Genomic DNA, 23,538 nt, shown 5'->3' with positions numbered 1-23,538 from the left:
AGATGAATAAAACAGCAGTAGCCAATCAAACAGATCAACTATTAGAAGATATCGCAGCTTATGCCGTGGATGGAGAAATTACGAGCAAAGAGGCCATTGAAACAGCTCGGTATGTACTCATGGATACACTCGGCTGCGGAATGCTGGCGCTCAACTTTCCAGAATGCACGAAGCATCTTGGACCCATCGTACCTGGAACTGTTGTCCCTAACGGAGCAAGAGTGCCCGGCACTTCATTTGTATTAGATCCTGTTCAAGCGGCGTTTAATATAGGATGTATGATCCGCTGGTTAGATTATAATGACACGTGGCTTGCACAGGAGTGGGGGCATCCCTCAGATAACCTAGGCGGGATATTGGCTGTAAGCGATTATATCAGCAGAACGAGGCTTGCAAACGGAGAAGAACCGCTTTCGATGAATGACGTACTGCATGCGATTGTAAAGGCACATGAAATACAAGGTGTGCTTGCTTTAGAAAATTGTTTGAATCGAAATGGCTTGGATCATGTTCTTTTTGTCAAGGTGGCATCAAGTGCAGTCGTTTGTGCAATGCTTGGCGGAACGAAAGAAGATGTGCAGCATGTATTATCACAAGCATTTGTGGACAATTCACCGCTTAGAACGTACCGCCACGCCCCAAACACAGGATCGAGGAAATCATGGGCAGCAGGGGATGCAACAAGCCGTGCAGTGAGACTAGCGATGATGACATTGAAAGGAGAAATGGGCTATCAAACGCCCCTCAGTGCAGAAAAGTGGGGGTTTGAAGATGTGTTAATGAAAGGAAAACCACTCACACTTGCCCAGCCGCTTGGGTCATATGTGATCGAAAATGTACTCTTTAAAATTGCTTATCCAGCAGAATTTCATGCGCAAACTGCCGCTGAGGCCGCTGTCATTCTACATGACGCGGTAAAAGACCGTTTAGATGAGATTGACAGGATAGAGATTACGACACATGAATCAGCCATTCGAATTATTGATAAAAAAGGACCGCTTTACAACCCGGCAGACCGTGACCATTGCTTGCAGTATATTACAGCCATTGGGTTAATCTATGGTGAGCTGACCGCTGATCATTATGAAGAAGAAACGGCGCAGAATCCGCTCATTGACCGTTTGCGTGATCAAATGATCGTGAAAGAAGATAAACGGTATACAGAAGACTATTTAGATCCGAAAAAGAGATCAATTGCAAACTGTGTTCAAATCTTCTTTAAAGACGGAACGATGACAGATCGAATCGAAATTGAATATCCGCTTGGTCATCGCAGAAGAAGGCAGGAAGGGATCCCGCTGCTTGAAAAGAAATGGGTATATCATTTGAAAACGAGATTTCCACAAAAACAAGTCGATCAAATTGTTTCACTTTGCCAAAATCCAAATCAATTAAAAACAACGACAGTACCAGCATTTATGGACTTATTTGTCATATAAGGGGGAGCTAGTGTGTGGATCGTGAATGATGAAGTAAGTCAAGCTGACTTAGCCGCAGCTTTTAAAGAGCAAATGCACAAATCTGCTTTATTTCAAATTCCAGGCGTTCACGATGGAATGTCTGCGCTCTATGCGAGGAAAATGGGATTTAAAGGGCTTTATTTATCGGGTGCCGCTTTTTGCGCAAGCAAAGGGCTTCCTGACCTCGGTATGATTCATTCCACTGAAATGGCGGAAAAGGCAAAGGAAATCATTCGAGCTTCTCAGCTGCCTCTTTTAGTTGATATGGATACTGGCTATGGCGGGGTATTAAATGCAGCCAGAGCAGCAAAAGAGATGGTTGAGAGCAAGGTAGCGGCTGTTCAAATTGAAGATCAGCAAATGCCGAAGAAATGCGGACATTTAAACGGAAAATCACTCGTTTCTGTAGAAGACATGATGGCGAAAATCAAAGCGATCAAACAAGCGGCACCTACACTTCTCGTCATCGCAAGAACGGATGCGAAGTCAGTAAACGGGATGGAGGATGTCATTCACCGGGCTAATCTCTATCTAGAAGCAGGAGCAGATGCCATTTTTCCTGAAGCGCTGATCACAGCAGAAGATTTCACGTATGCTTCAAATAATATAAAAGGGCCGCTTCTTGCAAACATGACGGAGTTTGGAAAAACACCTTATTATCATGCAGACGAATTTTCTATGTTTGGCTTTCAAATGGTGATTTATCCAGTGACATCCCTGAGAGTTGCTGCAAAAGCGTATGAGCGTTTATTTACAGAGATTAAAGAAAAGGGGACGCAGCAGGGAATGCTGGAGGACATGCAAACGAGAAAAGAGCTATATGAAACGATTCATTATGATGAATATGAAGAAATGGATCAGCATTTAGCCAAAACGATCCTGCCGGAAATCGGGAAAGAGCATTCATAAGATGAAAAGAAGACAAAGGGCTAAAATAAAATTCATTTTAGCCCTTTGTCAACAATTTGAAGCATTTCCTTCACGGAAGTGCTTTTTTTACGATGATGGTGTGGATGATGAAGCCAATTTCATCTTTTCTTCAACTGTTTTCGTTTTTTCTTTTACTTTTTTAGCATAAGTGAAATCACCGTAGCAATACGGATAGCGGAAGTTATCTTTGTCGCCCCCGCATGTATAGACTTCAGGGTTTCGCTTCACTTGCTTTTTGGAGTATTGCTTTGCCAATTTTTCGGAATGTTTTCCCCCGTTTTTTGCAACAAAATCAATATAGCCGATTCCCATGTTATAGCTTTGAATAATGGTTTCCAAATCAACGCCTTTTTTCTTCCCATGCTTGTACATAGTCGAAAAATGATGGACTCCTTGTTTAATGCTTTTCTGAGGGTCATTGATTTCATTTCGTTTCAAACCAAGAGATTCAGAGGACTGCATTGGATCTCCGCCTCTGCCTTTTGATTCTTGATACATCATACCGAGAATTAACGCGGTATATTGATCTAAATCTTGATCTCTTAACTCTGTTTCTACAAGCGGTTTGTAATCATCCAATCTCGACAAAACAATTGATTCCGTATCAATCGGCAGCTTTTTTAACTCCTTTTGATTAAAGGAAATGACAATGGCCGCTAATACGCAAACAAACAGAAAAATCGTGAAACAGCCTGAAATGGCAAAACATCCTGTTTTTTTCTTTTTCAAGGTCAGTTCACCCCTGTTTTGCCCCGCTTTTAAAAGGGAAGTACAGCCTTTATATTATGCCATATCCTGCACAGGATACCAAGTGAAAACCTTATATTCAATCATAGCCAAACGTAAATTCTGTTCTTGATTTCAGTCTATAGCAGAAATAAACAAAACCGATCATGAGCCACACCATGCCGATGATTAATGCATTTGTACTGATGCTTGTTAAGAGCCAAATACAAAAAGCCGTTCCGCAAAGCGGGATGATGGCATACCTCAGTGTGTTTAATACACCTCTTTGTTTTTGTTTGATGAAATAGTAGGCGAAAACAGACAAGTTAACAAACGTAAATCCAATTAATGCCCCGAAGCTGATAAACGAGTAAATGACCTCAAGCTCACCAACAACTGCGGTTAACGAAAAAACACCAATTAATAAAATATTAAATACAGGCGTTTTCAATGTTGGGTGAATATAACCGAAGAAACGCTTTGGTAATGATTGATCTCTTCCCATCGCATACAAGAGTCTTGCGGCACTTGCATGTGATGATAGGGAGGAAGAGATGACAGCGACCATGGTGCCGGCTAAAAAGAATGAGTGGAGAAACGCTCCGCCCACAAATTCCGCAATTTCAAGTGATGCCGCATCTGGATGCTTGAACTGTTGAAAATTTGGAAACACCTGCTGTAAAAAATAAGAGGTAAGGGTAAACAGCACACCTCCAATAGCGACCGTTAAAAATATGGCGAGAGGAATCGTTCTTTTTGGCTTAATTGTTTCCTCAGACATGGTCGAAATCGCATCAAATCCTAGAAAAGAAAAACATAAAATCGTTGCGCCGGAAAAAATAAGGGCGGGATCTAAGCTCGCTGAATAAAACGGACGGGTTGACAGTAACTCTCCTGTGCCTGCATGCTGCGTGAGCCCATAAATAATAAACCCAACAAATGTAACAGCGACAATCACCTGAAAGGTCACAAATAGCGCTGTAATGTTGGCTGTAAGACGTATACCGATTACATTGACAGTCGTTATGGCGATAGCAAGTATGATGATCCAAATGTAATGAGGTACATCAGGAAAGGCTGCGGTTAAATAAGCACTTCCGATTGCAAAATTCACCATAGGCAAAAATAAATAGTCTAGCAATAGTGTCCAGCCTACAAGAAAGCCAACGTGAGGATGAATACTTTTTTGCGCGTATGTATATGCAGATCCTGCTTTTGGAAAAGCCTTCACCATATTCCCATAGCTAAGCGCTGTCAATAGTAATGCCAGTAAAGTAAAGATATAAGCTGCAGCAACGTGTCCTTTCGTCAGCTGAGCAACAATGCCGTATGAATCAAATACGACAAGTGGGTCCATATAAGCAAGCCCGATCACAACAAGCGGAAAAACAGTCAGGCTGCGTTTTAGTCTTGGCTCTTCAGTCAATTTGCCTATCAGCTCCTCTAAAAAAATGTATAAATAATGCTCATTTTAAAAAGAATGCTACCACGTGTCAATGCTATTTGAATAAATCTTTTTTCAAAAGGTGTGGAAGCTTTGCATGCTACACGTTTTGGTATATGATGATACATAGAATAAGTCGTGAGTTGACTGACAAGAAAGGTGAAGCGAAATGAAGGAAGAACTGAATACAAATCAAGAACAGGAACGGATGGAGCTGGACGAAGAAAGTCTATTTCTTGTCTCCCAAACATTTAAAGCCTTATCTGATCCGACGCGTATTCGTATTCTGCATTTGCTGTCTCAAGGTGAACATTCAGTAAATGATATAGCAGAAACACTAAACCTTATGCAATCAACCGTATCTCATCAGCTGCGCTTTTTAAAAAATCTTCGTCTCGTGAAATCTAGACGAGCAGGGACCTCGATTTTTTACAGTCCTGAAGATCAGCATGTGATGGAAGTGCTTGAACAAATGATACACCATGCACAGCATGATTGAGAAAAAACCTTCCTACTTTTATATAGGAAGGTTTTTTATGCATGATGTACTTGGGTTGATCGTTTATTTGCTTTCATCATTTGATAAGAAAACACAATATAGTAAGCCGCTAGAAGGAAAAAGCTGAGTATTGTCAGCGCATCATCGCTGACAATATGCTGATACAATTCAACGATATCCATTTTGGTGATCGCATGTGTTGTCAGATTGACCGATTTAAATGCAAGCCTAGATAAAAACAAACATAAAATAAAGCTTTCAATCCATTTACTTGTTTTCATATACAGCCGGCCATTTTCTAATTTCATCTGAATCGTCTGATAGGCGTGGATGGCGAGACTGCTCCCGAAGATCATGCCAATGACGGCATAGATAAAAATACTGTGATTTTGCCATCCTTCTGATAAGAGAATAAGGGCAGTGAGACTAAATACATACATTCTCATGAAAAGATTTACCGGGCGCACAAGCTGATAGCGTCTCATTCGATTCATTCGAATGATGATCCAGACGAGCATGACGATCCCGATCATGAACAACTGCCATACGTGATGTGTCATGATGCAACCTCCTCCTGCACAGGCAGGGATGTAAACGAATGCTGGCTGTTACTTATCATTACCATTCTTTCTTTTTTTATCAAATCAAAACCTATATTTATGAAAAAGAGGAAAAGTCATGAAAATCGATCGCATTTTGTCCATTGTGATGATACTGATTAGCAAACGGCAAGTACAGGCGAAAGACCTCGCTGAACTACATGAAGTGAGCGTAAGAACCATATACCGTGACATTGATACGATTAATCAAGCGGGGATTCCAGTTGTCACAAAACAAGGCGCAGGGGGTGGAATTTCACTCGTTGACGACTATCGTCTAGAGAAAAAATTATTCACCGATGATGATATTGAACTGATTTTAACAGCTCTTGAAAGCATTACGAGTGCATACACCTTTAAAGAAAGTGAACATGTACTAAAGAAAATGAAATCCCTGATCCCGCCTCAAAATGAGAAACAGCAACATGTCTTTATTGATTTAAGCTCTTGGGGGAAAGACAGCTACTTAGAAAAGAAGCTCCAGCTCATTCATACCGCTGCCTCAGCGCATCAATATATCCAGTTCACCTATCGCAATGCAAAAGGCGAAACACTTCCTAGAAAAGTAGAGCCTTATACACTTGTCTTAAAAGGAAGACACTGGTATTTGTATGCGTATTGCTGCGAGAAAAAAGCGTTTCGTCTGTTTAAACTCAAAAGAATGTCAGACCTTATCACGCATTCAGTATCTTTTCTTCCTAAACGAATAAAAAATGAAGACAAGCCTTGGAATGATTCTTGGCATGAAGAACCTTCCGTCAGTACACTAACGCTCAGGTTGACTCAAGATTCTGTTGGTAAAGTGAAGGAATGGATAGATGAAAATGAATTCACCGTATGTGCAGATGGTACGTATCTTGCCACAATCGCTTTGCCTCAGGATGATTGGTTATATAGCTTTCTTTTTTATTTAGGGCCAGATGTCGAGATTGTCTCTCCGCTATCCGTTCGGGAAGCATTTGATCTCAAGTTGAAACAATTTCAAAAACCAAAAGGAACTTGACACAATGTTGTCAGGTTTCTTTTTATATGATGGAAAAAAAGGAGATGAGAATGTATGTACGATATCGTGATTTTACAGAAACAATGGATCAAGGGATTATCTGTTCGAACAACAAATGAAATGGAGCAAACAAACGAGCGGAAGATTGCACCGCTTTGGCAGCAATTTTTCACGCAGCAGCTCGACGGGGGCCATGCGCCAGTCATAGGGCTGTATTCAGATTATGAAAAGGATGAAAATGGCGCTTATTTGTTCACAGCGGGGCAATTGGTTGACCAGCAGCTAGCACAAGATGCAAAAGAGATTCCAGGCTCCACCTACGCAAGATTTCAAACGAGAAAGGGCCCGATTGAAGAGGTTGTGTTTGAAACATGGCAGCAGATTTGGAGCTGGGATCAGCGTCACTTGCGAACATATACTGGCGATTTTGAATGGTACGACGAACGATCGATTGATCCAAAAGAAGCACAAATTGATATTTATATAGCAGTCGATGAAAAAATAGTTGCTAAAACTAATGGTATTAGTTAATATAAAACTAACGACATTAGTTTTAGGGGGAAAACAAGATGAGATTGACAACATTTGACCGTTTGCACCAGCTTACACTCATGCCACGTATTTTTCCGGTAAATTGTTATGTATTTGAGGAAGAGAATGAACTCATCTTAATTGATGCAGCTTTGAAAATGGCAGCAAGCTCGATAATTGAATTTGCACATCAATTAAACAAACCCATTAACAAAATTATTCTGACTCATAGTCATATGGATCATATTGGCGCACTAGATGAAGTGAAAAAGGCTTTTCCAGAGGCAGTTGTTTATTTATCGAAACGAGATGCTCGCCTGTTTGCTGGCGATTTCTCTTTACTTCCTGGTGAACCAGAGAAAAAAGTCAAAGGCAGTTTTTCAAAAGACATTCTCACAAAACCAGACGTGCTTGTTGAAGAAGGGGACGAGATTGGGTCCCTGAAAGTCATTGCCACACCAGGACATACACCAGGAAGCATCTCTTTATACGATGAAAAGTCAGGGGTTGTCATTGCGGGTGATGCAGTTGTGACAAAAGGCGGTTTATTTGTAACGGGTGAGTTTCGCTTCACCTTCCCATTCCCGGCTTTTGCCACTTGGGATGCAGAAACAGCACTAAAAAGCGCTGAAAAATTACTGGCATTTCCCTTGTCTTGTCTCGCAGCAGGACATGGTGATCTCATCATAGAGCCTGAGGCAAAGCTCAGAGCCGCTATCGAAAAAAGGAAGCATCAGCTACAAAAGGGAGGACAGTAAGCCATGTCTCCAAGAATGGGTATCACACAAGAAAAAATTGTTGAATCTGCCATCGAATTTGTCGATGAGGAGGGCTTTTCCGCTTTGACCATTGCTACATTGTCCAAACGGCTTAACATCAGACCACCATCTCTTTACAACCATATATCTGGTCTTCATGAAATACAGGCAGCTCTTGCTGTCAAGGGGCTGACAATGCTTTGTGAGGCCGGCAAACAAGTAACAGTGGGGCTGGAAAAAGAAGACGCTGTTTTAGCATTTGCAAGACAATATGTTCAATTTGTTCGTCAGCATCCCGGTCTTTATGAGGCTGCTTTTTCACATATGAATGAAAAAGAAGTCAGTGTGGTTGCAGAGAATCTTGCTGATTTTGTCCAATCCATCATGTCTCGTTTTGGTGTAAAAGAAGAGGACATGACGCATGTCGTCAGAGGTCTCAGAAGCTTACTGCACGGCTTTGGAGATATTTCAAACAAAAAAGGATTTCAACGGAAAGAACAGCTTGAAGATAGTGTGAGCTATGCGGTCCGTCTTTATATTGCAGGCATCAAAGAGCAAGAAGATCTGTCTCATTGACAGGTCTTTTTTATGTATCGAACCGATTTGATGAAGGAGATGTAAACAAATCAAAACATTTTTTGGGCAAAAAACCAATAAAGATTTGACAGTTTTGTGAAACATGGTATGCTTATTATGTGAAATAATTCACATAGAGGAGTAGAGGCAGATGAAAAGAAAGCCTGTTTATGTGGAAACAACCATTCAAGCACCTATTGAAAAAGTATGGGAGTATACGCAAAATCCAAAGCTTCATGAACAATGGGATTTGCGATTTTCGACCATTTCATTAAATGGACCTAGTGATGAACAGCCCCAATCCTTTTTGTATGAGAAACACCTTGGATTCGGCATTAGTGTAACTGGGACAGGAGCGTATCGAACGAGCGTGAAGGATGAGCGTCATGAAAGAGCATCCTCACTTCAATTTAAATCATCACACCCTTTGTCTTTCATCAAAGAAGGCGGAGGGTATTGGAAATACATGAAAACGAATGATCACATTGTGTTTCAAACGCAATTTGATTATGAAACAAAGGAAGGAAAAGGGTGGAAATGGGCAGACCGGTTCTTTTTTCGGCCAATGATGGGGTTTATGACTGCCTTTAGCTTTGGCGCATTAAAGACGTGGCTTGAAAAGGGAACGCATCCCCGTTTGCTGCTAGAGAGAACACTTGCCCATTATGGCATTTGTTTGTTGTTTGCCATCGTCTGGTTATGTCAAGCGATCATTCCTTTTTCACCTTCTGCTTTTGATCATAGCACCGGATTTCGATTGTTTTATGCGCTATTAGGTGTATCATGGCTCATGCCTAAACTGCCAAAGAAATATATATTCATCCTTCAAAGCATCTTTCTGCTACTGATGCTTGGTATAGGGATTTTATCGCCAGAAACGACTCTGCACGAGCCGCTGGTGCTGAGTGCATTTTTCATTTTATCCGTTGCAGGAATGATCAATTTAAAAGATTGTGTAGATGTGTTTTCGATCAAACGAAAAAGGGGAGGTAGACATGGTCGTTCATCATCATCAAGTAAAAGACTACGATAAGCTGCATCCAGCATTAAAAGAACGTTATAACCGCGCGTTTACGGCCGAAGGCATCATGGAGGAAATAGGAGGCGGGACAAAGCTCATCCGATTGTTATTCAAAATCGGTCCATTGTTTCGCTGTTTTTTTCCTGAAAGAGGGCGAAATATTCCCTTCCAAATTGTGAACAAGCCTTTTACGACAAGTAAGGGAGAAGAAGGGATGCACTGGTTTCGAACGTTCTATTTTCCTGACAAGGAAAGACATTTTGATGCAGATATGATCATTGATCAGAAGAGCCATCAAGTACTAGACTACTTTGGAAAACCTAGGCTTCTTGTGTCAGAGCTTCATTTTACAGTCACGGAAAAAGGATTCTTGCACATTCAATCAGGTAAGCAAAAGTTTTTGCTGTTTGGGCGGGAGTGGCCACTGCCTTCTTGGCTTTACGGTGAATCTGATGTAACAGAAGGGTACGATGAGCATGCAGGTGAGTATACGATTGATGTTCAAGTGAAAAATCGCCTTTTTGGCACTCTTTTTACTTATAAGGGCCGGTTTACGGAAAGGGTGTCACCTCATGAATAAATGGCATTTGATGTGTAGCATCGTGTTGATGTCCTGCTTTCTCGTTACACGTTTGACGACAGCTCCCATACCAGAATTTTTTGTTTTGATTGCGATTTTATTTTTTCTTCCCGCTTTCTTACACTTTTTTTATCAGGAAGAGAAGAAACGGCAGCAGAAGGGGCTGATCGGCTTCATAATGAAAGCCTTTCCAGTAGCAGCTCTATGTGCAACAGGCGCATTCATCTATCATTCTCTTTGGCTTGCATTGGGATGGCTTTTCTTTACAATGATTCTGGCTTTATTTGGTTTCACCCGTTTGCTGAAAAGAGGGGCCCATCCGCTTCATGAGCTGATGATCGATGGCGCATGTATGTATATCGCTCTAGGTGGGCTTTGGTTCTGGCTGTACATAGCAGATATACAAGTGATGACATTTTCACCGATGATTGTACTTTTGACCGCTATTCATTTTCATTATTCGGCTTTTTTTATCCCTATCTTTTATGGATTATTGGGGAGGCAGCGCAAAAAAGAAACGACGCTATACAAAGTGGGTGGCTGGGTTATTTTACTGTCGCCAGTTATGATTGCTGTGGGAATCAGCTATTCTCGCCTGTTTGATACGTTCAGCGTCGTTCTTTATGTGATCGCACTTTATTTGTATGGAATTTTATGTATGACAACTTCTTTTCGTTCAACTGTCGCAAAAGGGTTCGTTGTGTTTTCTAGCATCATGTTAATGGGAACGATCGTCCTATCATTCCTTTATTCTGCCGGAATGCTTTTACATGTTACCTACATCAGCATGGATCAAATGATTTGGTTTCATGGCAGTATCAATGCAAGTTTGGTTATTTTACCAGGTCTCATAGGATGGTTGATTGAAAAACCAGCTGATCGATTGAAACAGAAGGATTTTCCGGTATCGAGAGTTCACGGTCGTTTTCAGGTCATGTCTTTTCAACATGACGACATGCAGCATGATGAGAAGATTGGTTTAGTCGATTCTCTTGACCAATTAAATGGAAAGGCATTTTCAGCAGAGAGTGTGTCACCTGTTATTCGCAGATTTTATGAGGACCCGATGTCGTTTACGTTAAAAGCAGCCGTCTGTTTTCATTGGTGGGTAAGGCCGTTTGTCTTTTTGCTTCAACCTGTTTTTAGACAAATAGGACAACTCTATTTAGGGTCATCACGATTGCCATATGAAATGCCGGGGAGTCTTTCAAGATTTCAACATCCTCTTGAAGATAGGAAGAATGTACGTGTGTGGATCAGGCGCAATGAGAAAGGCGAGCAAGTCTTTTATGCGCTCTATGCTCAGCACCATGATGAAGAGACAGTCTATATGAATATTGCTTTGCCGCTTCCTTTTTCACAGCTTACGGCAATTTTAAAACCTTTGAATGAAAAGGAAGATTTTCTATTAAAAAGTAAAAGTCCAAAAGGCAGTACGGGCGATGAAGGATTGTATTTGCATACGTCTTTCATCACCATGAAACTGCCAATGGAAGAAAGCTTTCATATGAAAGCAGAGACGGAAAAAAGTCTCACAGCAATTCATCAAATGAAGTTATTCGGTATTCCTTTTTTAACGATTCAGTATCAAATCGCCAGTGAAAGCCCCTCATCTTAGTCAATGATGTCGCATGGTTCACCGTGACGAATGATGTTCACAATCGCTTGCCCATCACTCGGATGATGATCTGCATACTGTACTGGCAGTAAAGCAAAAAATACATAGTAGACTGAGAAGTAAGCAAATTGATAGAAAAATTGATGTTCTGGCAGGAAATCATTGGCGATCATTGTATTCAATATGAGAACACTGAGCAGGTTGCATAATGATCCGCCTAAGTAGACAAGTATGTGTGAGAAACGGTTATTTCTCCTCATTTCTTCATAGTGGCAAAATGCATCTAGAAAATAGATTCTTCTAATTTCAACGACGCCTATTTTCAATACTTTTTTGCCTCGGCCAAGTGCAAACGAAACCTTTGCTCCAAACAGCCATGCGACTACAATATGGCCCAGCTGATGCAAGATGGCAACGATAGGAAGAATGACGAAAAACGACCAGCAAAACGTCCACATATCTGATAATGTAAACAAGTGTTAACCCTCCCTGATATATTTGGGAGGAAGCAGTAGGATTATTTGCCATTTTACCGAATTCATTTTCATGATGCAAATATTTAATAGACTACTATAAAATGATTATGTAAACTAAAAAGGATTTTCAATGAATAGTCTTTTTAACCCTTTCTTTTAGAAGAGTAGGGTGTGCTACAATTAAGAAATTAGTGGAAGACAAGTGGTCATCTTTTATGAAAGATTGAAAGGGAGAGAGATTCTAATGGCAGATATTGAACAGTTTTTAGCATTAGACATTTGTGTTGGGACGATAGTAGAAGCAGAGTTCTTTGCAGAAGCGAGAGTGCCTGCTTTCAAGCTGAAGATTGACTTTGGGGATGAGATTGGCATAAAACAATCTAGTGCACAGCTGACAAAACGTTATCAGGCTGAGAATCTCACTGGGAAACAAATTATTGCAGTGGTCAATTTCCCGCCAAGAAGAATTGCCGGGTTTAAATCAGAGGTGCTTGTCTTAGGAGGCATGCCGTCAAAAGAAGACGTTGTCCTGCTTGCCACCGATGAGCCGGTTGAAAATGGCACCAAAATAGGGTAAGAAAAAAGACATCTTCATCAGAAGATGTCTTTTGCGTATTGAGGCGGAATAACCACACGCCACATTCGTGTGTGTCTCAAAGAGACGTGTTACCCGACTTACACAATTCAGCTCATCGCTTGATTAATATAGCATGGGATTGGTATGAATGCAACCATTATTTGAGTTCTCTTTGTTTTTGGAAGATAAAAAGAAGGTTCATCTCCTCATATCTTAGAAAAAATGACAAGAAATCAATTATTTGGATTATTTTTTCGAAAAATATTGAAAAGTCAGATCATATTTTATAAAATGAATTCATCTTAGTTTGTTTAATCGATAAACTAAGATAGCGATCATCTATTGATCTATTGTTTAAAGCACATGATTTGCTGCTATGTGGGCTAAGCTGAAAGAAAGAGCTGTTCAGCTTCATTTTTACAACGAATTGAAAGCGCTTTATTTTCGACCTATTGATTGCTGCTGCCCTGCACCATCTGTCCGTTAGAAGAGGCTAAGTGAAGAAGGGAGAAAACTCATGGTGAGTGAGAATTTAAAGAAGATTCGTATGTCTGAAAAAGTGGGGTATGCTTCAGGAGATTTCGCATGTAATTTAATTTATGCAACTGTCTCTACGTATCTATTATTTTTTTATACGGATGTGTATGGATTATCAGCAGCAGCAGCAGGGACGATGTTTTTGGTGGTTCGGGCCATCGATGCGCTTGCAGATCCGTTTATTGGGGCGATGGTTGACCGAACGAACAGCCGTTTTGGCCGGTTTAGACCTTATTTGTTATTTGGTGCGTTACCTTTTGCCGTTCTTGCCATTCTTTGTTTTACGACACCGGATTTTTCCGAAATGGGAAAACTCATTTATGCGTACATCACGTATGTTGGTTTATCGCTTACATACACGTTCATCAATGTTCCTTATGGTGCTTTAACTTCCGCAATGACAAGAAATAACCAAGAGGTCGTCAGTATTACGTCTGTTCGTATGCTTTTTGCAAATCTCGGTGGTTTAGTTGTTGCTTTTTTTGTTCCGTTTCTTGCGACGTTTTTGAGTGATACAACAGGAAATACAGCACTTGGCTGGCAGATCACGATGGCATTTCTCGGCGTACTTGGGGGCGGATTACTGATTTTCTGTTTTAAAAGTACGAATGAGCGCGTCACGCTTCAAAAGCCAGAGGAAAAGATCAAGTTCAGTGATCTCTTTGTCCAGTTACGAGTGAATCGTCCGCTTGTTGTGTTAAGCATTTTCTTTATCATTATCTTTGGTGTGAACTCGATCAGCAACTCAGTCGGGATCTATTATGTGACGTATAACCTCGGCAGAGAGGATTTAGTGAAGTGGTACGGCCTGATTGGCAGTCTGCCAGCTTTAATGGTGTTGCCGTTTATCCCTAAGCTACACAAGTTGTTAGGAAAGAAAAAGCTGCTGAATTATTCATTATTGCTGAATATTGTAGGCCTTCTTGCCTTACTTGTGATCCCGCCGAGTCAAATCACTTTAATACTTATTTTCAGGCTCGTTGCGGCTGCAGGGAGTATTACAGCAGGTGCTTACATGTGGGCACTCATTCCTGAAACCGTTGAATATGGCGAATATAAAACAGGGAAAAGAATGGGTGGACTGATCTACGCAGTGATTGGCTTCTTCTTTAAATTTGGGATGGCCTTAGGCGGCATCGTTCCAGGGCTTGTCCTTGACCGATTTGGTTATATTGCAAATCAAGTGCAAACACCAGAAGCTTTACTGGGCATTTTAATCACGACAACGGTGATTCCTGTATGCTTACTCATTTTAGCGATGGTTGATATTAATTTTTATAACCTAGATGAAGAAAAACATAAAAAAGTCATACGAGAGCTTGAGAATAGAGACAAGGTGTATATCGATCATATGGACGACTTTAAAATGTAGCTCTCTGAAAGAGGAGGAAATTCAATGAACATTACCAATCCAGTGCTCAAAGGGTTTAACCCTGACCCAAGTATTTGCCGTGCGGGAGAGGACTATTACATGGCGGTTTCTACATTTGAATGGTTCCCGGGGGTGCAAATTTATCACTCAAAGGATCTCGTCCACTGGCGGCTCGCCGCGCGTCCCTTGCAAAAAATTTCTCAACTCGATATGAAAGGAAATCCTGATTCCGGCGGGGTTTGGGCGCCGTGTTTAAGTTATGCGGATGGTCAGTTTTGGCTCATCTATTCAGATATTAAAGTAGTAGATGGTCCGTTTAAGGATGGTCATAATTATTTGGTCACAGCTGATGCAGTAGATGGCGAGTGGAGCGATCCGGTTCGACTCAATAGTTCTGGGTTTGATCCTTCCTTGTTCCATGATCCAAGCGGAAAGAAATACGTGTTGAATATGCTGTGGGACCATCGAGAAAAACATCATTCTTTTGCAGGTATAGCCTTACAGGAATATAGTGTATCTGAAAAAAAACTGGTCGGTGAACGGAAGGTCATTTTTAAAGGCACGCCAATCAAACTGACAGAAGCCCCGCATCTTTATTACATCAATGATGTCTATTATTTATTAACAGCTGAAGGGGGAACACGTTACGAACATGCAGCCACAATCGCCCGTTCCTCGCGTATTGATGGGCCGTATGAGGTTCATCCTGACAACCCAATTTTAACGGCTTTTCACGCGCCTAGCCATCCACTACAAAAATGCGGGCATGCTTCCATTGTACAAACGCATACAAATGAATGGTATTTGGCTCATCTGACTGGCCGTCCAATTCATTCAAGTAAGGAATCCATTTTTCAGCAAAGAGGCTGGTGCCCTTTAGGAAGAGAGACAGCCATACAAAAGCTTGAATGGAAAGATGGCTGGCCGTATGTGGTAGGCGGAAAAGAGGGGCTCCTAGAGGTTGAAGCGCCTGCGATGAGCGTAAAAGAGTTCTCTCCAACCTATCACATAGTCGATGAATTTAAAGATTCATCGTTAAATAGACATTTTCAAACATTAAGAATCCCATTTACGGATCAGATTGGTTCAGTGACGGAAAATCCTCATCATTTAAGGCTGTATGGGCAGGAATCTTTAACGTCTAAATTTACCCAAGCGTTTGTTGCGAGGCGCTGGCAAAGCTTTTATTTTGAAGCAGAGACAGCGGTTTCCTTCTTTCCGAAAAACTTTCAGCAAGCGGCAGGTCTTGTGAATTATTATAATACGGAAAATTGGACTGCACTTCAGGTGACTTATGACGAGGCGCTTGGCCGTATCCTCGAGTTATCTGTGTGTGAAAATCTGGCCTTTTCTCAGCCGCTAATCAAAAAAATCATCATCCCAGACGAGATTCCGTATGTGCATTTAAAAGTGACCGTTCAGAGAGAGACGTACACGTATTCTTATTCTTTTGATCAACAAGAGTGGGAAAAAATAGATGTACCGCTTGAATCGACCCATTTATCAGATGATTTTATTCGAGGAGGGGGGTTCTTTACAGGGGCTTTTGTCGGAATGCAGTGCCAAGACACAAGCGGCGAACGTCTGCCTGCCGATTTTAAGTATTTTCGATACGAAGAAACAACTGAATAAAAAAAGACAACACTCTAAAGGCTGTCTCTCTTTAACATGTATTCAATTATGGTGAAGGCGTGACATCACGCAAAAAAGCTTCAGTGACAAGAGATGTCATCCCTAAGGCTGGTGCGTTTTGTCCTAATGACGAAGGGAGCAGCTCCACCCGTGAGCTGAATTGTGCATCCATTCTAGAGGATACTTCATCTTGAATGACACTTAGAACGGCCTGCTCAGATTCAATGACCTTGTTTCGTAAAATAACGGCTTGTGGGTTGAAGGTATGCAGAACGTTTGTGAGACCTACCCCAATGTAAAAGCCAAAGTTACGCAAGGCATTGAGTGTCTTCATATCATTTAACTTCGCCAGCCGCTCAATATCTTGATAGGTGAATGGCTGACCATCTGTTTGGAGCGATTGGAACAGTGCCTTCTCAGATGCATACAGTTCCCAGCAACCACGATTTCCGCAGCTACATGTCGGTCCATTAAAGTCGATCGTCATATGTCCCATTTCACCAGAAAAACCGTTTGTGCCTCTATATAAATGATGATTGATAATGATGCCTATTCCAATACCAGTGCCGATACTTGCATAGATCAGATGGTCATAATGTTTAGCAGCACCGAAGATTTTTTCACCGTACGCACCGGCATTTGCTTCATTCTCGATAAAAACCGGTACTTGGAATGTGTCTTGGAGACTTGTTTTTAGATCGACATTTTTCCATTTTGAATGAGGCGTAAACACAATTTGTTCATCTGCATCGACCAGACCTGGTATACAAATCCCTATACCAATCAGCCCGTATGGAGAAGAAGGAATGTGTGAACGTAACTGCTGAATCAATTCAATTAATATTCGGACGGTCACATCAGGTGTGCTGGATGGGAGCTTGAGCTGCTCATCATGAATAATCGACCCTTCAAGGTCTGTTAAAATGCCGTTGACATAATCAACACCGACATCAATGCCGATAGAGTAACCTGCACGTTTATTAAACATGAGAAGCACGGGTCTTCTTCCGCCGCTAGATTCACCTTGACCGATTTCATAAACAAGATGTTCTTTCATTAATGTACTCACTTGAGAAGAAACGGTCGATTTATTTAACCCAGTGCGTTCAGATAATTTTGCTCTGGAAATTGGTGCATGGTGCAGAATTTCGTTTAGCAATAGCTTTTGATTTATTTTTTTCACAAAGTTCTGATCCGCAATATCCATTGTATCCACTCCATTTGTTTCGTCTTTAGATTAAGTGAAGAAAAGCCATTTTTTGTCGAGTTCATTCTCTATAAAACATGCTTTTCACTTTATTATAACGAAAATATTTCTAAAAAACTAAAAAATATGGAAAATTCAAAGAGATTAGTTGGTCAACTCGTTCATTTGTTTGTTGAATCAACTTACTAAGTGAATATATAGGGGGAATCACTTATGGTCAAATCAAATATGACTTCGTTAAGTAGTTTACAAGGGATTGGCAACATTCAATATGAAGGAAAACATTCAAAGAACCCATTCGCATTTAAATATTATAATCCGAGCGAAATGATTGGCGGAAAATCAATGAAAGATCACCTGCGATTCTCCGTCGCTTATTGGCATACATTGACTGCTGATGGAACAGACATGTTTGGAACTGGCACGATGAAAAGGGCATGGGATTCTTATAGTGGAATGGATTTGGCGAAGGCTAGATTGGAAGTGGCTTTTCAGCTCTTTGATCTATTGGATGTCCCGTATTTTTCATTCCATGACCGTGATATTGCACCAGAGGGCGACACGCTTCAAGAGACCAATCAACAGTTAGACATCATCATAGAAAGAATGAAAGATTACATGCAGCAAAGCGGGGTTCGTCTTCTATGGAACACGGCTAATATGTTTAAGCATCCAAGATTTGTTCACGGTGCAGCGACATCCTGTCATGCAGATGTATTTGCCTATGCAGCAGCACAAGTGAAAAAGGGCATCGAAACAGCAAAGGAACTCGGCGCAGAAAATTATGTTTTCTGGGGAGGACGAGAAGGTTACGACACACTGCTGAATACAGATATGAAAAGAGAGCTTGACCATTTGGCGACCTTTTTGCATATGGCGGTCGATTATGCAAAAGAAATTGGATTTACAGGTCAATTTTTAATTGAGCCAAAGCCGAAGGAACCGACAACTCATCAATATGATACGGATGCAGCGACATCGATCGCCTTTTTAAAACAATATGGATTGGATATACACTTTAAATTAAATATCGAGGCCAATCATGCGACATTAGCGGGTCATACGTTTGAGCATGAGCTGCGTGTAGCAAGAATTCATGGACTGCTCGGTTCCGTTGATGCCAACCAAGGAAACTCCCTTCTAGGATGGGACACAGATGAATTCCCAACGGATTTATATGCCACAACACTCGCCATGTATGAAATTTTGCAAAATGGCGGACTTGGAACAGGCGGTCTCAATTTTGATGCAAAAGTCAGAAGAGCCTCCTTTGAACTGGAAGATCTTCTGTATGCCCATATTGCGGGGATGGATGCATTCGCAAAAGGGCTGCGGGTGGCTCATAGACTCATAGAAGACCGTGTGTTTGAAGATGTGATCAAGCACCGGTACCGCAGTTTTTCTGAAGGAATTGGACGGGAGATTTCAGAAGGAAAGGCAAACTTTCATACATTAGAAGAATATGCACTGAAACATCCGCTCATCAGAAACGAATCTGGCAGAGAGGAACAGCTGAAAGCCAGATTGAATCAATATTTGTTAGAAGATTAATGGAGCGGGCTGATGTTTTGAAGGAGTGAACACATGAAGTATGTGATGGGAATTGATCTTGGAACGAGCGGAGTTAAAGCGATATTAGTAGATGAGAGCGGGAAGGTATGCTGCGAGACGACTAAATCTTACCGCCTCATTCAAAGCAAACCAGGTTATTGTGAGCAAAATCCTGAAGACTGGGTAGAGCAGACGATGGCCGCGATGACAGAACTTATGGAGAGAAAGCCTGTTCAGTCAATGCAGGTAGAAGGCATCAGTTTTTCTGGACAAATGCACGGACTTGTTTTATTGGATGAATCCCTTCAGGTGCTCAGGCCTGCCATCTTGTGGAATGACACAAGAACAACACCGCAATGCGTGCGCATGACAGAAAAGCTAGGAGGCAGGCTGCAAGCGATCACAAAAAATCAGGCGTTAGAAGGATTTACACTGCCAAAGTTGTTATGGGTAAAGGAACATGAACCAGAAATTGATCAACGAATCCATTTGTTTTTACTTCCAAAAGATTATGTCAGATATCGATTAACCGGCGCTATTCATATGGACTATTCTGATGCGGCTGGTACGTTACTGTTGGATATGGGAGAACAAACATGGAGTCAGGAGATTTGTCAAAGCTTTGATATTCCGATTCGTATTTGCCCGCCACTCGTTTCATCGGAGGCGGAGGTTGGAACACTCTTGCCGCAGATCGCAAAGGAAACCGGGATGACAGAAGAGGTGAAGGTTTTTGCGGGTGGAGCGGATAATGCTTGCGGTGCCATTGGCGCCGGCATTTTATCATCAGGTCACACATTATGCAGCATTGGCACATCAGGTGTCATTCTTTCCTATGAAGAAAATCATAACAGAGAGCTGAATGGAAACTTGCATTTATTCCATCATGCAAAAAAAGACGCTTTTTATACAATGGGAGTCACTTTATCAGCAGGTTATAGCCTCGATTGGATTAAATCTTTACTTGCTCCAAATGATTCGTTTAAAGCCCTTTTAGCCGGAGCAAAGGATATAGCGCCTGGCGCAAATGGATTGCTATTTACGCCATATTTAGTTGGGGAAAGAACGCCTCATGCAGATTCAGTCATTCGTGGAAGCTTCATTGGATTAGACAGCCGGCATGAAAAAGCGCATATGGTTAGAGCTGTGCTTGAAGGAATCACTTTTTCATTAAATGAATCGATCGCTTTATTCAGGCAGGCCGGAAAAAGAATAGATGCTATTGTGTCCATTGGTGGAGGTGCGAGAAGTCATACATGGCTTCAAATGCAGGCAGACATTTTTCAAGCTGAAGTGATTCAGCTTGAAAATGAGCAAGGGCCCGCGTTAGGTGCAGCGATGCTTGCAGCAGTTGGATGCGGCTGGTACGAGTCACTTGAGGCGTGCGCGGATCAGTTTATTCATCAAGCGGCCGTATTTACACCAAATCAACAGCATGTCGATGTATATGATCATCTCTTTCGTTTGTATCAAAGCATTTATACATACACAAGAGACATTCATGCGGGTCTAGCAAAGTATCGATAATCTAGCAGTGAGTGGGAGCATGAAAGGAGGTGATGAATTCGTTTCATCTTAGAGATGACAGAATCAAAAGGATGAAAAAGGAGAGGAATGGACGATGAATTTGAGAAAATTAAGACTGTTGTTTGTGATGTGTATTGGACTGACGCTTATACTGACGGCTGTACCAGCCCATGCGAGAACCATTACGAATAATGAAATGGGTAACCATAGCGGGTACGATTATGAATTATGGAAGGATTATGGAAATACCTCGATGACACTCAATAACGGCGGGGCATTTAGTGCAGGCTGGAACAATATCGGAAATGCTTTATTTAGAAAAGGGAAAAAGTTTGATTCCACTAGAACTCACCATCAGCTTGGCAACATCTCCATCAATTACAACGCAAGTTTTAACCCAGGCGGGAATTCCTATCTATGTGTCTATGGCTGGACACAATCTCCATTAGCAGAATATTACATTGTTGATTCATGGGGCACGTATCGTCCAACAGGAGCGTATAAAGGATCATTTTATGCTGATGGAGGCACATATGACATTTATGAAACAACCCGTGTCAATCAGCCTTCCATTATCGGGATCGCAACCTTCAAGCAATATTGGAGTGTACGTCAAACGAAACGTACAAGCGGAACGGTCTCCGTCAGTGCGCATTTTAGAAAATGGGAAAGCTTAGGGATGCCAATGGGGAAAATGTATGAAACGGCATTTACTGTAGAAGGCTACCAAAGCAGCGGAAGTGCAAATGTGATGACCAATCAGCTGTTTATTGGCAACTAAAAAAGTCAAAGAAAAGAGCCGGGAGCAAAACTCCTGGCTCTTTCTATCATAATTTTTCAACTTCGACTCTGCCGGAAAAGAACGTCGCACCACCGCCCATATCTGCCAAACGATCAGGTGTGAGGCCATTCACCAAATGTTTTTTGCCTTTTTGGTCTGCCCATAATCCCTGACTGACAACAACACCAGATAACACATTTTGTCCGACTGACACGATCAGCTCGCATTCTCCTCGATCATTCAGCACACGAACCATGTCCCCATCTTCAATCTGTCTTTCTTTTGCATCTTGTTCATTCATATGAAGCTTCGGAAATTTCTCAAGCTTTTGATGCTTCTCATGAAGAGAGAAGGTGGAATTAAGAAAATTATGGTTTGGTCCCGGTATAAACGTTAGTGGATAATCACTTTCCTTGAATAAAGGTACATAGGTTGGAAGGGCTGGATATCCATCTTTTTTCATTTGTTCAGAGTAAAGTTCAATTTTCCCGCTTGGGGTAGGGAGCTTTAAATCTTCGAAAGGCCCTCGTTTTGCTTTGATCCACTTTTTCTCTTTTAACGCTTGATATGAAATGTTTTCATAGTGCGGGTTTTCAGGATGATGAAGAGCTTGTTCCATTAGTTCCGCATCTGTCTCTTTAAAGGCTTCATCTTCAAAGCCCATCGCATGAGCCAAAAGACGAAACACTTCAGTGTTTGATTTGCTTTCTCCATAACGTTCTATAACAGGTTCTTGAATTTGAATGTAATGATGCCAGTAAGAAGTATAAAAATCCTCGTTTTCAAAGGCAGATGTCGCTGGCAGAACAATATCCGCATAAGTGGCTGTCTCTGTCATGAACAAGTCATGGACTACCGTAAATAAGTCTTCCCGCATCAAACCGTCTCTTACTTTATTTGCTTCAGGTGTCACAACAGCCGGGTTGCAAGAGTAGACAAAAAGAGAATCAATTGAAGGTTCTGCGTTCGTTAACACGCTGCCCAGCTGATTCATATTAAATGTTCTAGGTTCGCGCTCCTTTAATAATTCCGGTCGCTGAAGAGCGGTTTCATTATAACTAAGAAAAGAAGAGTTCGATTTCATCGCACCGCCGCCTTTGTGCAGCCATTGACCGGTGAGGGCAGGGAGGCAGGAGATGGTTCGAATACTCATGCCGCCATTATCGTGATGCTGAAGCCCATTGCCAATACGAATGAGAGACGGCGTTGTCTCTGCGTACATTCTCGCAAGTGAGACAATGTCTTCTTTAGGGACACCCGTGATTTGTTCAACCGTTTCTGGATCATACTGCTTCACATGCTCGCGAAGTTCATTGTGACCGACCGTGTAAGTCTCTAAAAATGACGCATCTGTGCGGTCTTCTTTAAAAATGACATGCATGATCCCAAGAGCTAGCGCACTGTCAGTGCCAGGGCGAAGCGGAATGAACCAATCTGCCATCCGGCCCGTTTGGTTTTTGTGCACATCAATGACGACAATTTTAGCCCCTTGCTTTCGAGCTTTTTGTGCCAACGTGATTTGATGCATATTGGTTGAAACCGCATTGATGCCCCAAAAGATAAATAGTTTTGTATGAATGGTTTCTTCTGGGTCTGTCCCAATGCTTGCGCCCATTGTATATTTATAGCCAGTTGTTCCGGCTGACTGACAAATGGTTCGGTCTAGCTGACTTGAGCCAAGTCGATAGAAAAAGCGGCGGTCCATTCCTTCTGCATTAAGATTCCCCATATTCCCATAGAAGCTGTAAGGCAAAATGCTTTCTGGTCCTTTTTCTTCGATCAGCTTTGTCCATTTTTGACGAATGGTTTCAATCGCTTCTTCCCACGTAATTGGTGCAAACTGCCGGTCACCTTTTTGACCTACACGTTTTAATGGCGTTGTCAGACGTTTTTCATCATATAAACGAGCTGTGACATTCCGCACTTTATTGCAAATGTTTCCTTGAGTGACTGGATGATCTGGATCTCCTTGAACTTTAACGATCTTTCCGTTCTCTTTATGTATTAAAAGACCGCACTGATCAGGGCAATCTAACGAACAAACTGATTTGAATATCCCGTCTTTCATTGCTGTGTAATCGGTCATACGTTTAGCTTCCTTTCCGAATTCCGTGATCACTGTACATATGGACT

Annotated in this window: 22 protein-coding genes; 16 read left to right on the top strand and 6 right to left on the bottom strand. The window is 41.6% G+C overall.

Annotation, left to right across the window (positions count from 1 at the left end):
- The first annotated feature begins 2 nt into the window (after positions 1-2).
- Positions 3-1,439 carry a bifunctional 2-methylcitrate dehydratase/aconitate hydratase gene (locus BA79_RS13125; RefSeq protein WP_024718585.1) on the top strand — a complete coding sequence of 479 codons (1,437 nt, stop codon included), beginning with the start codon at positions 3-5 and terminating at the stop codon, positions 1,437-1,439.
- Positions 1,440-1,451: 12 nt separating this feature from the next.
- Positions 1,452-2,369 (top strand): methylisocitrate lyase, encoded by a 918-nt coding sequence (prpB, locus tag BA79_RS13120; RefSeq protein ID WP_035703253.1) that lies wholly within the window; start codon positions 1,452-1,454, stop codon positions 2,367-2,369.
- 87 nt (positions 2,370-2,456) lie between these two features.
- On the opposite strand, the gene BA79_RS13115 is transcribed toward prpB, so the two are convergent.
- Both BA79_RS13115 and BA79_RS13110 read right to left on the bottom strand, forming a co-directional pair.
- Positions 2,457-3,119 carry a lysozyme family protein gene (locus BA79_RS13115; protein ID WP_035703248.1) on the bottom strand — a complete coding sequence of 221 codons (663 nt, stop codon included), beginning with the start codon at positions 3,117-3,119 and terminating at the stop codon, positions 2,457-2,459.
- A 97-nt stretch (positions 3,120-3,216) separates the two neighbouring features.
- A complete protein-coding gene (locus tag BA79_RS13110) occupies positions 3,217-4,542 on the bottom strand; it encodes an APC family permease (protein ID WP_035703247.1) in 1,326 nt (441 codons plus the stop codon).
- Between the two features lie 187 nt (positions 4,543-4,729).
- Between BA79_RS13110 and czrA the strand changes: the two genes are divergently transcribed.
- Positions 4,730-5,059 (top strand): Zn(II)-responsive metalloregulatory transcriptional repressor CzrA, encoded by a 330-nt coding sequence (czrA, locus tag BA79_RS13105; protein ID WP_007500691.1) that lies wholly within the window; start codon positions 4,730-4,732, stop codon positions 5,057-5,059.
- A 35-nt stretch (positions 5,060-5,094) separates the two neighbouring features.
- Here czrA and BA79_RS13100 read toward each other — a convergent pair whose 3' ends face one another.
- Positions 5,095-5,619 carry a CcdC protein domain-containing protein gene (locus BA79_RS13100; protein WP_025207492.1) on the bottom strand — a complete coding sequence of 175 codons (525 nt, stop codon included), beginning with the start codon at positions 5,617-5,619 and terminating at the stop codon, positions 5,095-5,097.
- Positions 5,620-5,737: 118 nt separating this feature from the next.
- Here BA79_RS13100 and BA79_RS13095 point away from each other — a divergent pair, with 118 nt between their 5' ends.
- From BA79_RS13095 to BA79_RS13065, 7 genes are all read left to right on the top strand, one after another.
- Entirely contained in the window at positions 5,738-6,661 is a 924-nt protein-coding gene (locus tag BA79_RS13095; protein WP_035703242.1) for a helix-turn-helix transcriptional regulator, read from the top strand.
- 54 nt (positions 6,662-6,715) lie between these two features.
- Complete coding sequence (locus tag BA79_RS13090; protein ID WP_035703240.1) at positions 6,716-7,192, top strand: GyrI-like domain-containing protein; 477 nt, start codon at positions 6,716-6,718, stop codon at positions 7,190-7,192.
- Positions 7,193-7,230: 38 nt separating this feature from the next.
- Positions 7,231-7,950: an MBL fold metallo-hydrolase gene (locus tag BA79_RS13085; protein ID WP_035703237.1), complete on the top strand. Its 720-nt coding sequence runs from the start codon at positions 7,231-7,233 to the stop codon at positions 7,948-7,950.
- 3 nt (positions 7,951-7,953) lie between these two features.
- The gene (locus tag BA79_RS13080; protein ID WP_035703235.1) at positions 7,954-8,526 is read left to right on the top strand and encodes a TetR/AcrR family transcriptional regulator; all 573 of its coding nucleotides are present in this window, start codon (positions 7,954-7,956) and stop codon (positions 8,524-8,526) included.
- 151 nt (positions 8,527-8,677) lie between these two features.
- Positions 8,678-9,559 carry a membrane protein gene (locus BA79_RS13075; RefSeq protein WP_035391767.1) on the top strand — a complete coding sequence of 294 codons (882 nt, stop codon included), beginning with the start codon at positions 8,678-8,680 and terminating at the stop codon, positions 9,557-9,559.
- Positions 9,522-10,127 (top strand): DUF4166 domain-containing protein, encoded by a 606-nt coding sequence (locus BA79_RS13070; RefSeq protein WP_035703231.1) that lies wholly within the window; start codon positions 9,522-9,524, stop codon positions 10,125-10,127. Before BA79_RS13075 ends, BA79_RS13070 begins: the two co-directional genes overlap by 38 nt.
- On the top strand, positions 10,120-11,745 hold the full coding sequence (locus BA79_RS13065; protein ID WP_035703229.1) for a YndJ family protein: 1,626 nt from the start codon (positions 10,120-10,122) through the stop codon (positions 11,743-11,745). Before BA79_RS13070 ends, BA79_RS13065 begins: the two co-directional genes overlap by 8 nt.
- On the opposite strand, the gene BA79_RS13060 is transcribed toward BA79_RS13065, so the two are convergent.
- The gene (locus BA79_RS13060) at positions 11,742-12,221 is read right to left on the bottom strand and encodes a hypothetical protein (protein ID WP_007500681.1); all 480 of its coding nucleotides are present in this window, start codon (positions 12,219-12,221) and stop codon (positions 11,742-11,744) included. The two genes, BA79_RS13065 and BA79_RS13060, sit on opposite strands and share 4 nt — an antisense overlap.
- A gap of 244 nt (positions 12,222-12,465) precedes the next feature.
- On the opposite strand from BA79_RS13060, the gene csaA reads away from it, so the two are divergent.
- The 3 genes from csaA (at position 12,466) to BA79_RS13045 (ending at position 16,339) form a co-directional block, all read left to right on the top strand.
- Positions 12,466-12,798, top strand: coding sequence for a chaperone CsaA (csaA, locus tag BA79_RS13055; protein ID WP_035391774.1), 333 nt, complete (start codon positions 12,466-12,468; stop codon positions 12,796-12,798).
- Between the two features lie 517 nt (positions 12,799-13,315).
- Positions 13,316-14,707, top strand: a complete 1,392-nt coding sequence (locus tag BA79_RS13050; protein ID WP_007500679.1) for a glycoside-pentoside-hexuronide (GPH):cation symporter — start codon at positions 13,316-13,318, stop codon at positions 14,705-14,707.
- A 24-nt stretch (positions 14,708-14,731) separates the two neighbouring features.
- On the top strand, positions 14,732-16,339 hold the full coding sequence (locus BA79_RS13045; protein ID WP_035703225.1) for a glycoside hydrolase family 43 protein: 1,608 nt from the start codon (positions 14,732-14,734) through the stop codon (positions 16,337-16,339).
- A gap of 46 nt (positions 16,340-16,385) precedes the next feature.
- Here the strand turns inward: BA79_RS13045 and xylR are convergent, their stop codons facing one another.
- Entirely contained in the window at positions 16,386-17,546 is a 1,161-nt protein-coding gene (xylR, locus tag BA79_RS13040) for a transcriptional repressor XylR (protein ID WP_035703222.1), read from the bottom strand.
- 213 nt (positions 17,547-17,759) lie between these two features.
- Between xylR and xylA the strand changes: the two genes are divergently transcribed.
- The 3 genes from xylA (at position 17,760) to BA79_RS13025 (ending at position 21,405) form a co-directional block, all read left to right on the top strand.
- Positions 17,760-19,097 carry a xylose isomerase gene (gene xylA / locus BA79_RS13035; RefSeq protein WP_017367424.1) on the top strand — a complete coding sequence of 446 codons (1,338 nt, stop codon included), beginning with the start codon at positions 17,760-17,762 and terminating at the stop codon, positions 19,095-19,097.
- A 33-nt stretch (positions 19,098-19,130) separates the two neighbouring features.
- Complete coding sequence (gene xylB / locus BA79_RS13030) at positions 19,131-20,624, top strand: xylulokinase (protein WP_035703220.1); 1,494 nt, start codon at positions 19,131-19,133, stop codon at positions 20,622-20,624.
- Between the two features lie 94 nt (positions 20,625-20,718).
- Positions 20,719-21,405 (top strand): glycoside hydrolase family 11 protein, encoded by a 687-nt coding sequence (locus BA79_RS13025; RefSeq protein ID WP_007500674.1) that lies wholly within the window; start codon positions 20,719-20,721, stop codon positions 21,403-21,405.
- A 46-nt stretch (positions 21,406-21,451) separates the two neighbouring features.
- Here BA79_RS13025 and BA79_RS13020 read toward each other — a convergent pair whose 3' ends face one another.
- Complete coding sequence (locus BA79_RS13020) at positions 21,452-23,491, bottom strand: molybdopterin oxidoreductase family protein (protein WP_035703218.1); 2,040 nt, start codon at positions 23,489-23,491, stop codon at positions 21,452-21,454.
- Positions 23,492-23,538: the final 47 nt, after the last annotated feature.

It is taken from the genome of Bacillus altitudinis 41KF2b, assembly GCF_000691145.1.
GTDB lineage: Bacteria > Bacillota > Bacilli > Bacillales > Bacillaceae > Bacillus > Bacillus altitudinis.
Note: the sequence above shows the minus strand (reverse complement) of the source record. Positions and strands in the feature narration are given on the sequence as shown.

Coding starts and splice junctions, on each gene's coding strand:
- BA79_RS13025 (WP_007500674.1), top strand. CDS start 20,719: ATGAATTTGAGAAAATTAAGACTGTTGTTTGTGATGTGTATTGGACTG.
- BA79_RS13045 (WP_035703225.1), top strand. CDS start 14,732: ATGAACATTACCAATCCAGTGCTCAAAGGGTTTAACCCTGACCCAAGT.
- xylR (WP_035703222.1), bottom strand. CDS start 17,546: ATGGATATTGCGGATCAGAACTTTGTGAAAAAAATAAATCAAAAGCTA.
- czrA (WP_007500691.1), top strand. CDS start 4,730: ATGAAGGAAGAACTGAATACAAATCAAGAACAGGAACGGATGGAGCTG.
- BA79_RS13090 (WP_035703240.1), top strand. CDS start 6,716: ATGTACGATATCGTGATTTTACAGAAACAATGGATCAAGGGATTATCT.
- BA79_RS13075 (WP_035391767.1), top strand. CDS start 8,678: ATGAAAAGAAAGCCTGTTTATGTGGAAACAACCATTCAAGCACCTATT.
- BA79_RS13100 (WP_025207492.1), bottom strand. CDS start 5,619: ATGACACATCACGTATGGCAGTTGTTCATGATCGGGATCGTCATGCTC.
- BA79_RS13085 (WP_035703237.1), top strand. CDS start 7,231: ATGAGATTGACAACATTTGACCGTTTGCACCAGCTTACACTCATGCCA.
- csaA (WP_035391774.1), top strand. CDS start 12,466: ATGGCAGATATTGAACAGTTTTTAGCATTAGACATTTGTGTTGGGACG.
- xylA (WP_017367424.1), top strand. CDS start 17,760: ATGGTCAAATCAAATATGACTTCGTTAAGTAGTTTACAAGGGATTGGC.
- xylB (WP_035703220.1), top strand. CDS start 19,131: ATGAAGTATGTGATGGGAATTGATCTTGGAACGAGCGGAGTTAAAGCG.
- BA79_RS13065 (WP_035703229.1), top strand. CDS start 10,120: ATGAATAAATGGCATTTGATGTGTAGCATCGTGTTGATGTCCTGCTTT.
- BA79_RS13050 (WP_007500679.1), top strand. CDS start 13,316: ATGGTGAGTGAGAATTTAAAGAAGATTCGTATGTCTGAAAAAGTGGGG.
- BA79_RS13095 (WP_035703242.1), top strand. CDS start 5,738: ATGAAAATCGATCGCATTTTGTCCATTGTGATGATACTGATTAGCAAA.
- BA79_RS13070 (WP_035703231.1), top strand. CDS start 9,522: ATGGTCGTTCATCATCATCAAGTAAAAGACTACGATAAGCTGCATCCA.
- BA79_RS13125 (WP_024718585.1), top strand. CDS start 3: ATGAATAAAACAGCAGTAGCCAATCAAACAGATCAACTATTAGAAGAT.
- BA79_RS13080 (WP_035703235.1), top strand. CDS start 7,954: ATGTCTCCAAGAATGGGTATCACACAAGAAAAAATTGTTGAATCTGCC.
- BA79_RS13020 (WP_035703218.1), bottom strand. CDS start 23,491: ATGACCGATTACACAGCAATGAAAGACGGGATATTCAAATCAGTTTGT.